Below are 11,651 nucleotides of genomic sequence, written 5' to 3'. Positions count from 1 at the left end.
TGAATCCACAGCACGCGAGCACACCCAGCACCGGCAGCTCCTACCGTCGCACCGCTTACCGCTCACCGTCTACCGGCTTCGCCTACAGCTTCGGGAACAACTGATCCAACCCCGGGATATCCTTCAGGAACCCCACCTTCTGCGCGCTGGCCACCATCTTGTCCATCGACTCGCGGGACACGGTATCGGTGATGACCGTGCGGCTCAGCGCTTTTGTCAGCAGCTCATCACTCGGAGCCTTGCCCATGAGTTCCTTCAGCTCGGCGGAGATGAGTTTCTTCGCCTCATCCGCATTGGCCTTGATCCAGGCGGTGAGTTCCGCGTGGGCGGTGGCGAGTTTCTTGGCCTGCTCGGGGCGATCCTTCACAAAGGCGGCGCTGGCGGCCAGCAGGGTCACATTGGTGTCCTTGTCCTCCAGGAAGATTTTGCCGCCGGCCTCGAGTTCCAGGCGGGTGACCCAGGGTTCCACGGTCCACACGGCATCCAGGTCACCGCTCTGGAAGAGCGAGAGCTGGTCCGGATTCTGTGTCGGCAGGATGGAGGCATCCCCGCCGGTCTGGGTGATGTTCAGGCCGTTCTCTGCCAGGAAGGCGCGGAGCTGGATGTCCTGGGTGTTGCCGAGCTGCGGGGAGGCAATCTTCTTCCCCTTGAAGTCCGCGGGCGTGTTGATGTTTGCCGCCGGGCGCACCACCAGGGAGTTCCCGCCGTTCGCGCCGCCGGCCAGCACGCGCATCTCCGTGCCCTTGCTCTTCGAGTACGCATTGAGCACCGGGCTCGGGCCGATGTACGTCACATCCAGCGCCCCGGAGAAAATCGCCTCCGTCGCCGACGGCCCCGCGTTGTACGTGAACCACTCCACCTTCACCCCCACCTTCTCCTCATACCACCCCTTCCCCTGCCGGGAAAGCTGATGCGCCACGAGGCCCTGCACATGCGTGATGTTCGGGAAATGGCCGAAGCGCAAGACCTGCGCATCCACCTTCTCCTTGCACCCGGTGAGCGAGGAACTGACGACGGCACCGCCAGCCACAGAAAGAGCAGCAGGCGCGAGGGAAAGGAAATGGCGGCGGTTCATGAAGGGGAGAGATGGATGGTCAAGGGGTGTTGTGCAAGATGATTGCGCCGGATCTGCGTGTGCGTTCCCGCCATCGAGGCCATCATTTTCTCGATTCAAGTCATGATCTGGACCCGAGAGTTATTCTTCAAACCAACCTTCGTGTTGCGCAACCTCGCCAACCCGCCGGACTTTTTTTGAAGTTTCTTCGCGAAACCGCATTTCGGCTGCTGCTACAATAAATGTGGGATACTTCTCCGCGTGATTGAGAACTTCCTCGGCCAATTCCAACGGAAACCCATCGCGTTTCCGCTGTCTAAAGTAAGTTTGGGAGGCGAATCTCTGGGAAGGCACACCGAGCTGAAACCCTCTTGAGATGAGGCGTAAACTCTCCCGGCGATCATTGTCCATACCAAAGAGACTCTCCGCTGCGTCATTCTGAAAAATAGCGTGCAATCTTAGGTCGTTGCAGTCCAAATGCGACCTCCAAGCGACGTATAACCCGTAATTGACGTAGCTGCGGACGCGCGTTTGAAAAAGACCTAAGACCCGCGGTGAATGCTGCACCGCAGCAATGTCCTCTTCGTGGAAATAAACGCCTCGTTCTTTATAGCCGGAATAAACGATTCTGGTGATTGCGACTACAGAGTCGAACACTTTCGCCCAAGATTCATCTGGCAGCGAATCCACGATAGGCAGCACATCACCAATTGTTTGAGATATAGAGCCATGGCTTGCCCAGACGAAGTATGTGGTGATAAAGAGCATTTTCTGCTCCACTGTCTTGGCTTGGATGCAAGTTCGGGCCCACCATCCCGGAACGCCCTTTCTAAGCCTTGCGTAGCGAGTGCGGTGGCAGAGGGACTTCTCCTCGTCAAAAAGATCTGAGCAGTCCGTGCCCTTTTCGCTGGATGACTTAATAGCTCCGCTCAGTACCGCCAGATGAATAGCAGACCATGAGAATCCGAAAGACGCTTGAATTGACGACACAACCGTGTCCCATGGGGCCAGGTTGGTCCGCCAAACAGATACCGGTACCTTGAGCGCTTCAATCGTGTTTTCCACAACGAACTTTGCTTTGGTCCAAGCAGGCCACTGCTTCGTGAGGAAGTTCTTTTCAAAGTTAATGTTAGCGCCTTTGGCCAACTGACGTTTCAGGGAACTACCGAGCGGAGCATGGCTTGGACTGGTTAATGTGTATGCATAGCGTGATGCATCTATGGCAAGGCCGAACTTCTCACACATCCCAAGCTTCTTCCCTGGGGTCCCAATGTCAACGGCTCTATCTAGCAAAGCATGGATAGCCAAATCAAAAGTTTGTTCCGATTGTTCGATGTAGTCAAATCGTCTGGCGCGAATCAGGCACTCCATGAGTTCAGATGTTAGTTGCGTGCGATCCAAAAAATGTGACAACGTCTCAAGGTCGCATAGATGCATACATCCGAGGTGAGAACCATACCTGAACCAGGTTAGGCCGTCTTCGCTTGATATCATTTCTTTCCATTTGAGCGCGATTTCTTCGCGAGTTCCGTTTGCACGAAGCAGGTCAATCACGTCTAAAGCAAAATCGTGCGGGGTCGAATTTGAAATCATCGAAAAACAGTGATTCACGAGCTCTTTTCGGCCGCACTCGTCGGGGAGAACCAAAGGCTGTGAATTTTCTTGTCGTCGACTAGTCGTTGAGAGTAAGAATCGAAGGCCAATCCCATCCAATACGAGCCTAATTACCTCGGGTACCGATTTCGGGTGTTGTTTGAAGACCCAATCACTAAGTAGAGTTGCGGCAAGAATACGAGGATGACTAAGGTGCGCGAAATCAGGATCTTGAATCAATTCTTTGAGCCTGTCGATCAAGGATGCTAGCTCTCCCTTGCTGTAGCAACCTGCGTAGAATCGTGTCACATTTAACCAATAAAAGTTTCGAGAAAGGGCGTCGAAGCGATCCGGAAGTGTGCCTCGTCTCTCAAACCCCGAAGGAGAATAGGGTGCCGTTTCATGGAGGAAACGTGCAGCAAAATATTCTCTCAGGGGTTGGACTTCAAACTCAAATGTCCCTTGGACTCGAGAGACTATTGCCACCACCCGTTCGACAACGCCGGTGAAGATGGCTTCAGTCAAAGACGGATCGGTGCCTTGAGAAATGAGATAATCTCGGAGTACTGACTTCAGGCGAGTCTCTTCTATTGCCCCAGCCGATGGGCGGTGGCCTTCTCCACTTGCTTGCTCCGATTCGACATGTAGCAACCATGCGAGGTATTGGTGGATGTCTATCAATAGGTCCCTATTGTCCCGCACAATAGAGGCTTTTTCTGCTTCACGATTGAAGAATAACTCAACGTAGCTATCGTACAACGCGGTGCGCTTGTCAGGTAGAGAGACTCCTCGAGTATGGACCAAACTAAGCAGAATTGCCAATTGCATGGGGTTTCGAGCAAGGTCCCTTAGATGGGGCTGGTCGAGCTTGTGGCGTAAGATCTTCTTAACTTCAGAACCTTCCTTCTCAGTCAGTAACCTTGCTCTGACCCATTTTTTTGCATAGGACTCAATCAGATCAGGCGTGATGTGGTCAAGGCTCTCATGGCGGAATAACTCACGTGATAGACCTGGTGAGTTTTCGAATGCTGTTGGCCTGCTGGCTACTACGACACTTAGTGACGCAGAAATAGAGGCGAGGCGCTCTGCGCCTTCTTCAATGGCTTTAACGACATCCGAGCGAACGTTGATTTCAGCGACTTCATCGAGGCCGTCCAGAACCAGCAATATAGAACTTAAACTTGCTACAGCATGCAGGTCAGTAACATTGAAAAATGCCCCCCCAGATTGAAACTCTAGAAGGGCCGCGAGGAATGCCTCCAAAGAGGGCATCCACCTCTTCGCTGGCAGCTCAGGCGAATCTGCTAAGAACGGATTTCGTCGGGCTAGCCACATCGCGAAGTCCCTTAGATCCACTTTGATTGGTAGTCGGACAGGAGCTTCACGGTGACTTGGCTCAACGAGTCGGAGCTCTGAAGTCTTGTTGAGAAGGCGCATCCTGTGTACCTGGCATATATACTGCGTGATTGTCGATTTTCCTTGGCCCGGAGCTCCTTCCAAGACTAGGAAGCTGTTGTGGATTGGGGATTGACCTAAGACAAATGATGCGGCTCCGGTCTGGGGGGTTCCAGTTCGTTGATAGTGGTGCTGGAGCTCCTCTTCTGTCTCGAACAATTCGTGTGAAGATGTAATGAGAGACTCTGGATGAAAACTATAGTTTCCGGAGTACACTGTAGGTTCGTTAAAGCCACGTATCCTGCGTAGAGGGACGTCAATAAACAAGTCGAGAAGCTTATTGTTTAAATCAACTTGCTTGAATTTTACATTTTGCTCCGCGCGATATTGAGCTGCAATAAATGTCCTTAAAACTGATGAACGTCTCTCCTGGTCCTCTGTTAAGTTATTTTCGACAATGGCCCTAATCAAGTCCGGCCCGGTCATGAGCTCGGGATAGGCCCATTTGAGGTTCCAAGCGTTATCAAGTCTCCTATTTACATCGTCACGCCACCATGCGATCGACGGGAGTTCGAGCGCTTCAGTCAGTAGTTTGTTTGCTATGTCGATACTTCCGACCTCAGGATGCGCGGTTCCCGGGATATTCGTGATCAAAACGAACTGGCGCGCGCCTTGGACAATCTGTTTCTTGACCTTAGGAATTTCGTCTTTGATGATCTCGAGCAACCATTTGTGCGGGTCAGATTCTTTCAAGGGATGGCGCGCAAATTTTACTTGGAACATGATGAAGCGCTTCGATGCAATAACGTCATAAGGAATTTGCGTGGCGTCCCTTCCTCCGTCTGGTTGACCAACTGGGAAACATTGGAGGCCAGGGTATTCCGTCAGCAAGAGAGCCTGGCTGAACATCTGGAACTTTTCGGGTCCGAGGTTTTCAATTGGATAGTCCATTGTTCGCGAATTGTTTGCAGTACGGGGGTCTTAGTCCTTCGGTTTCGTTCCCACGGAACATCCGTTTGGCAGACAGTGGAAAAACACAATAGCTAGCTAGGAAACACACGTAAACCCGAAAGGCAAAAAAACGCCCCGGGTTTCCCGGGGCGTTCTCGTGCAATCGTTCTGTATCGCTAGCTAGCTAGCCAGCCGCGTCAAGCAGCCAGCCTCTCGCTTCGCTCAACTTACCCAATCTTCGGCAGTTCGAATTCCTTGCGGTATTCGTCCGTGGCGAGCTTGTTGGCTTCTTCGGCGAATTCGCCTTCGAACTTCAAGCTGTCGGGGTTGAAGGAGAGCCAGGGTCCGAGGGCGACTTGATCGACACCGATGTCGATCTTGTTGGCCTGCAGGTTCGCGGCGAAGTCTTCGAAGGTCTCGGTGGCGAACTTGTCGCCGGAGAGACGCTCTTTCACTTCCGCAGGGGAGACCTTCTTGCCAAGGCGGTAGCTGATGTTGGACAGAATCGCCAGGGAGGCGGCCTGGAAGCCGTGGCTCACGTGCAAGTTCGGGTTGATCAGCTTGCCGGCGCGGATCGAGGAGATGAAGTTCGCCATGTGCTCAGGACCGTCCTGTATGGTGAACTTGGTGCCATTCCACTTGCCTTCGTTGTCATACGCCTTGGACTCGGCCACGTAGCCGCCTTCGCAATGCACGACGTTGCCGATGCGCACGACCTGCTTGAACACAGGCTCATTGCCTTTCGTCCAGTCCATGTCCTTGCGGGGAAGGCCGCGGTTGTCGAACAGGATCGGCACGTTGCCTTTGCCGTAATCATAGAGCGCCATCTGGTTGTTGGCGGTCTGGCCGTCGTCGACATAACCCCAGCGGTTGCCGAAGCTCATGACGCGGACGGGAAGCTTCTCGGGGTTGCCGATCATCCAGCGGGCGACGTCGAGCTGGTGCGGTCCCTGGTTGCCGATGTCACCGTTGCCGTAAGCCCACTGCCAGTGCCAGTCATAGTGGAACTTCTCGCGGTTGATGGGGGACATTTCGCGGGGACCAGCCCAGAGGTTGTAGTCCACGGTGCCCTTGGTGTCCTTGAAGGTGCCTGCGGCGAAGGTGCCATCCGCACCGGCGCTCTTGCCTTCGCTGACCTTGCCGATGCTCTGGCGGGCCTTGTAGTTCACGCCACGGGAGAGGAGGGTCTTGCCCAGCGCGCCGGACTTGATGTACTCCTGCGCAGCGGCCCAGCCGAGGTCCGAACGGCGCTGCATGCCGTGCTGGACGATCTGCTTGCCTTCCACCTTGGCGGCGGCCTTCACGAGCTCGGAGCCTTCCCAGAGGTTGTGGTTGGTGGGCTTTTCCACGTACACGTGCTTGCCAGCCGCGATGGCGGTCATGGCGATGAGGGTGTGCGTATGGTTTGGCGTGGCGATGGTCACCGCGTCGATGTCCTTGTCTTCAACAAGCTTGCGGTAATCGGTGTACGCCTTGATGTCGGTATTGCCCTTTTTCTTCTGGTCGGCGATTTCCTTGTCGAGCACGCCGGAGTCGACATCGCAAAGAGCGACGAGGCGCACGCCCTTGATCTTGGCGAGGCTGCCGATGTGGCCTTTGCCGCGGCCGTTGAAGCCAATCACGGCCACCCGGATGTCGCTGTTGGAGCCTTCGGCGCGGGACCAGATGGGCAGGGCCATGGCCGTGCCTGCGTAGAGCGAGCTGCGAAGAACATCGCGACGCTTGATGGAGGTATGGGTGTTCATGAGTTGGATTACGATACTAGCTGACGGGGATGGAGTAATGGAAAGGTGGAATGCTGGAGTAATGGACAGCTTCGGCTCCTGATTGAAGGGACGAAATGTCCGACCGGCGTGCCAGTAGACTAGGGAAGGGAAACGGGGGTGAAAAGCGCTTATTTCGGCGGAATTGTCACCGGAAGCCTGTGGTTTGTGACTAGGCAAATTGCAGGGGGAGGAGGTTAGGGCTCCCGGCCTGACAGCGGTCGTTGGGCCTCCTGGCCTGACGAAGGGAGGACGGACGGAGGGGAGACCGCTAATCGGCGCTAATGTTCGCTAATGTAGAAGGCTTCTCCAGAAGCCTTGGGTCGGGGAGGATGGCGCGGTGGGTAACCACTAATGGACACTAACGAACACTAATTGTTGAAGCCGGCTGGGCGGTGGTGAGTCGGTGGGTGATTGAGCGCGGGAGCCGCGATTCCCCAAGGATCGGGGGCACTCTTGCCCCCAATTGGAGGTGGCAGGTCTCCTGAGCAGCATCACCTCCAAGGCATCGCACCATTCGCAGGGAGCGAGACTCGCCGAAGTCCCGTCATTTCAGTTTCAGTTGGTAGGGTGCTGCTGCGTCGGCACCCAAATTTCGCGGCGGGGCAAAGGCGGCGGGCGGTGCGGAGCCGGGGTGTTGCGACCCGTTGGAGGCAGCGTCACCTCCCAAGGGGTTCCACACCCCCTCCGCCCTCAAAATTAGGAGGCCGGCGCCGCGGCCCCCTACCGGTTTTGTCGTGGGTTCGAGCGAATGACCAGGGCGCGCGCGGGTGGGTCTTTTCACCGGCAAGGACGGCACTAGGCTAGTGCCGCTCCCTGCGAAGATGGGCCGGGTCTTGGGAGGAGAGGCATCAGGAGACATGCCACGCAAAATGGGGGCAGGAATGCCCCCACTCCTTGAGGGGGGAGCTGCAGCTCCCCAAAATTAGTGTTCGTTAGTGCCTATTAGTGGTTTCCCAAACACCACCATCCCCTCCCCCGATGAAAGGCTTCTGGAGAAGGCTTCTACATTAGCGACCGTTAGCGCTGATTGGCGGTCCGCGTGAGACCACCGTCCCACCGCTCACCGTCGCACGGGAATCTACTCCTTCACGTACTCGTCATACCTCGCGGCCATGGCCTTGGGCATGGGCTTGCCTTTGCCGAAGAAGAAGCGGTAGCGGAGCTGCAGGGTGTCGCCCTTGGCCATCTTGTGGTCGCCGAGGTGTTCTTCGTCCTTCTTGCCCTCGAAGTCGTGGACGCCGAAGGGGTTCGCGGCGAAGAGGCCGTAGTCGCGGGCGTGCCAGTAGGTGGGTGCGCGGAAGTTCTTGGGGTGCTCGAACATGGCGACGCCGACGACGTTGCCCTTCGGATCCGGGCCAAAGTAGGCGACCCACGGGGCGCGCTTGCCCCAGATGTCCTTCTTCTTGTCGTTTTGCGTGTTGTAGGCGTTGCCGGTGCCTTCCTTGTCCTTGAAGGTCAGCTGCGGGCAGAGGCGGATGGCCATGGTGCCTTCCTTGGTGTCGCCGAAGGTCACTTCGCCTTCGGTGGCCTGCAGGGTGATGTCGAAGTCGAGCAGCTTCTCGCCGTTCGGCAGGGCGGTGATGGTGAACTTGCGGGTGTCGCTCAGCACGGGCTTGCCGTCGGCGGAGACCCACTTGGTGGTGGCGGTGAAGGAGCCCTTGTTCCCCTCGGCCTTGAGGTCGCTCACGCCGGTGGACTGCTGCTTGCCGAAGTCCTTCATCTCGCTCCAGAAATCCATGCCATTGATGGAGCCGTGCGCGAACCAGAGGCCGCGATGGTGCGGGTGGTCCTGCGGCTCGCCGGCCACGTCCGTCTTCATGGGGAAGTTTCGCACAATGTTCTCACCCGCGCCGCCGATGACGGGGTAGAAGAAGGGACGCGGCACGTCCTTGGTCACGTACTCGGTGAAGAGCTTGCCGTCGATGTCCACACGCACGCCGGTATCGCTCTGCGTGAGGGTGACGGTCTGGGCGAGGGCGCTGGAGGCCAGGGCGAGCAAGCCGAAAGCGGCTGCAACAAGGGGCAGGGGGTGTAGGCGTCGCATGAGGAGGAAGAGTAGAGGCGGGAGATCAGGCCAAGGCAACGGGAAGGGATGAAAAATCCTTTCAACCCGGGCGATTCGCCGTGGAAAAAATGGCGCGCAATTCGCGACTTGTGCCAGAGTCGCGCGATTCCCTTTTCCCCGCAGAAAAAAAACCAAAGAGGAAAAAATGCCCAACGCCTACCAGACCCTGAAGTCCGACCTGCAAGGCAATGCCCAGCACTGGCTGGTCACGGGAGGGGCGGGCTTCATCGGCTCGCACGTGGTGGAGCAGTTGCTGCGCCTGGGCCAGCGGGTGACGGTGCTGGATGACCTGAGCGCAGGCACCAAGGAGCGCCTGCAACTCGCGGCCGCCGCGGCGGGGGATGACGGGGGCACTCGGCGCATGGCGCACTTCGTGGAGGGTGACATCACGGACGAGGCGAAATGCCAGCATGTCATCCAGGGCATGGACTACGTGATCCATCTCGCCGCCATGGGCTCGGTGCCCACCTCGATGGAGAAGCCGGACCAGTGTCATGACACGAACGCGACCGGCACGCTGAACATGCTGCTCGCCGCGCGGAAGGCTGGCGTGAAGCGCTTCGTCTTTGCCAGCAGCAGCGCGGTGTATGGCGATATCGTGGCGGACTCGAAGGTGGAAAAGAACATCGGCCGCCCGCTCTCGCCCTATGCCGCGAGCAAGCACATCAACGAGATCGAGGCGCAGACCTTCTTCATGGCGTATGGGCTGCAGACGGTGGGCCTGCGATTTTTCAATGTCTTCGGTCCTCGTCAGAATCCGAAGGGCGCCTATGCCGCAGTGATCCCGCAGTGGATCTCCGCGATGAAGGCAGGACGCAATGTCTTCATCAATGGCGATGGCGAGAACACGCGCGATTTCTGTTTTGTGCGGGACGTGGTGCAGGCCCTCCTGCTCGCTGCGACCACGGAGAATGAAGCGGCCTATGGCGAAGTCTTCAACGTGGGCTTGGGCAAGGCGACGAGTCTGAATGAACTCTTCGCCGCGCTGCAAACCGAAGTGCAGGCTCAGGCCGGTGTGGAAGTGCCGGGCCCGGTCTTCCGCGAGTTCCGCCCCGGAGACATCCGCCACTCGTGTGCCGATGTGAGCAAGGTGAAGGAAATGCTCGGCTTCGAGCCGGAGTACACCGTGGCCGCGGGACTGAAGGAGACGGTGGCGGGGTATTAATGAAAGTAGAAGGCTTCAGCCGAATTCAGTAGGCGGCAAGGCGGTGGTAGTGAAGGGACCGCTAATGGGCGCTAACATTCGCTAATTGAGCGCGGCTGGAAGGGTGGTGTGTGTCAGGGAGGATGGTGGTGTTTGGGAAACCACTAATGGACACTAACGAACACTAATTTTTCTGAGGGCGGAAGGGTCGGTCGTCGGCGTGTGGGGTGGGATGCGATGGGAAGTGAGGGCGCTTCTCCATGTACATCCAAACGGCCTCGCAGCGATCTACCTGGGCTCAAACATTAGTGTTCATTAGTGGTTTCCCCAGCGAACCATTCACGCTGCACGCACACCACCGCTGATTCCCTCATCCATTAGCGAATGTTAGCGCCCATTAGCGGTCCCTCGATCACTACCCCCGTATCACCACATCCCCACTGCCAGCGCCAAGTTCGCGCATTTTGTGCACAGACTGGATGACAAGGTCGGCAGCCTTCTGCGTTTCCTCCATGGTATTGAGGCGTGACCAGGAGAAGCGCAGGGTGCTGTTGGCATGTTGCGCGTCGTAGCCCATGGCTTCGAGCACGTGGGAAGGATGCAGCGCGCCGGTGTGGCAGGCAGAACCAGCGGAGCAGGCGACGCCGCGTTCATCCAGCAGGATGAGGAGTCCGGGCGCATCGATGCCGGGGAAGGTGAGGCTGCTGGTGGTGCCGAGGCGATTCGCGGTGATGCTGTTCACCACCGTCTCCGGCAGCGCGGTGCGGACCTGGTGCTCAAAGGCATCGCGCATCTCGCGCACCTTGGCATCGCCACCGGTGGCGAGTTCTTCGCGCATGAGTTCGGCGGCTTTGCCGATGGCCACGATGTGAGGCACGTTCTCCGTGCCACTGCGGCGTCCCATTTCCTGGCCACCACCGAGCATCCAGGGCTTGAAGCGCACGCGCTTGCTCACATACAGCGCGCCGATGCCCTTGGGCGCATGAAACTTGTGCCCGGCGAGGCTGAGATAGTCCACGGGCAGATCCTTCAGCGAGATGGGCAGCTTGCCCACGGCCTGCACTGCGTCCGTGTGGAAGAGCACGCCGCGATCATGCACGAACTTCACAATCTCCTCGATGGGCTGGATGGTGCCGGTTTCGTTGTTCACCCACATCACGCTCACCACCGCAGTCTGGCCGGGCTGCACGCAGCGGGACCATGATGCAGGGTGCACGGTGCCGCCTTCATCCACATCCAGGAAGGTGGTGGGATTGCCCTCTTCCATCCAGCGGCGGGCGACTTCCAGAACCGCGCTGTGCTCAGTCTTCGCGGAGACGAGGTGGCGACGATGCGGTGTGTGCAGGGTGAGTGCGGAGAAGAGCGCGGCGTTGTTCGCCTCTGTGCCGCTGCTCATGAAGATGAGTTCGCCCGGCTCGCAACCAATGAGGGCGGCCACCTGCTCACGCGCATGGTCCACGGCCTGTCGCACATGCCGCGCTGCCCGGTAGGAGGCGGAGGGATTGGCGTAGTGCTCCGTGAGGAAGGGCAGCATCGCCTCCACCACGCGGGGGTCGATTTGCGTGGTGGCGTTGGAGTCGAGATAAATCATGGAATGAATCCGCCGATATCAATGCAATCGGCGCACAGTGTCGAGCCGATTGCACGAAACTTGCAATGCGGACGCAGGATTAGACCCGGGCA

General features: G+C 57.6%; 6 protein-coding genes. 1 reads left to right on the top strand and 5 read right to left on the bottom strand.

The window, feature by feature from the left end; genetic code table 11:
* Window positions 1-82: 82 nt before the first annotated feature.
* The 4 genes from G5S37_RS23185 to G5S37_RS23170 all read right to left on the bottom strand — a co-directional run bounded on the left by G5S37_RS23185 (window position 83) and on the right by G5S37_RS23170 (window position 8,803).
* Entirely contained in the window at window positions 83-1,075 is a 993-nt protein-coding gene (locus tag G5S37_RS23185) for an ABC transporter substrate-binding protein (protein ID WP_165207119.1), read from the bottom strand.
* A 120-nt stretch (window positions 1,076-1,195) separates the two neighbouring features.
* Window positions 1,196-4,993 (bottom strand): NTPase (NACHT family)-like protein, encoded by a 3,798-nt coding sequence (locus tag G5S37_RS23180; RefSeq protein ID WP_165207117.1) that lies wholly within the window; start codon window positions 4,991-4,993, stop codon window positions 1,196-1,198.
* A gap of 227 nt (window positions 4,994-5,220) precedes the next feature.
* Entirely contained in the window at window positions 5,221-6,738 is a 1,518-nt protein-coding gene (locus tag G5S37_RS23175; protein ID WP_165207115.1) for a Gfo/Idh/MocA family oxidoreductase, read from the bottom strand.
* 1,099 nt (window positions 6,739-7,837) lie between these two features.
* The gene (locus G5S37_RS23170; protein ID WP_165207113.1) at window positions 7,838-8,803 is read right to left on the bottom strand and encodes a PmoA family protein; all 966 of its coding nucleotides are present in this window, start codon (window positions 8,801-8,803) and stop codon (window positions 7,838-7,840) included.
* A gap of 166 nt (window positions 8,804-8,969) precedes the next feature.
* On the opposite strand from G5S37_RS23170, the gene G5S37_RS23165 reads away from it, so the two are divergent.
* On the top strand, window positions 8,970-9,989 hold the full coding sequence (locus G5S37_RS23165; RefSeq protein WP_165207111.1) for an SDR family oxidoreductase: 1,020 nt from the start codon (window positions 8,970-8,972) through the stop codon (window positions 9,987-9,989).
* A gap of 394 nt (window positions 9,990-10,383) precedes the next feature.
* Here G5S37_RS23165 and G5S37_RS23160 read toward each other — a convergent pair whose 3' ends face one another.
* On the bottom strand, window positions 10,384-11,559 hold the full coding sequence (locus G5S37_RS23160; protein WP_165207109.1) for a cysteine desulfurase family protein: 1,176 nt from the start codon (window positions 11,557-11,559) through the stop codon (window positions 10,384-10,386).
* Between the last annotated feature and the right edge of the window lie 92 nt (window positions 11,560-11,651).

The organism is Roseimicrobium sp. ORNL1, assembly GCF_011044495.1.
GTDB lineage: Bacteria > Verrucomicrobiota > Verrucomicrobiia > Verrucomicrobiales > Verrucomicrobiaceae > Roseimicrobium.
Note: the sequence above shows the minus strand (reverse complement) of the source record. Positions and strands in the feature narration are given on the sequence as shown.

Coding starts and splice junctions, on each gene's coding strand:
- G5S37_RS23185 (WP_165207119.1), bottom strand. CDS start 1,075: ATGAACCGCCGCCATTTCCTTTCCCTCGCGCCTGCTGCTCTTTCTGTG.
- G5S37_RS23180 (WP_165207117.1), bottom strand. CDS start 4,993: ATGGACTATCCAATTGAAAACCTCGGACCCGAAAAGTTCCAGATGTTC.
- G5S37_RS23175 (WP_165207115.1), bottom strand. CDS start 6,738: ATGAACACCCATACCTCCATCAAGCGTCGCGATGTTCTTCGCAGCTCG.
- G5S37_RS23170 (WP_165207113.1), bottom strand. CDS start 8,803: ATGCGACGCCTACACCCCCTGCCCCTTGTTGCAGCCGCTTTCGGCTTG.
- G5S37_RS23165 (WP_165207111.1), top strand. CDS start 8,970: ATGCCCAACGCCTACCAGACCCTGAAGTCCGACCTGCAAGGCAATGCC.
- G5S37_RS23160 (WP_165207109.1), bottom strand. CDS start 11,559: ATGATTTATCTCGACTCCAACGCCACCACGCAAATCGACCCCCGCGTG.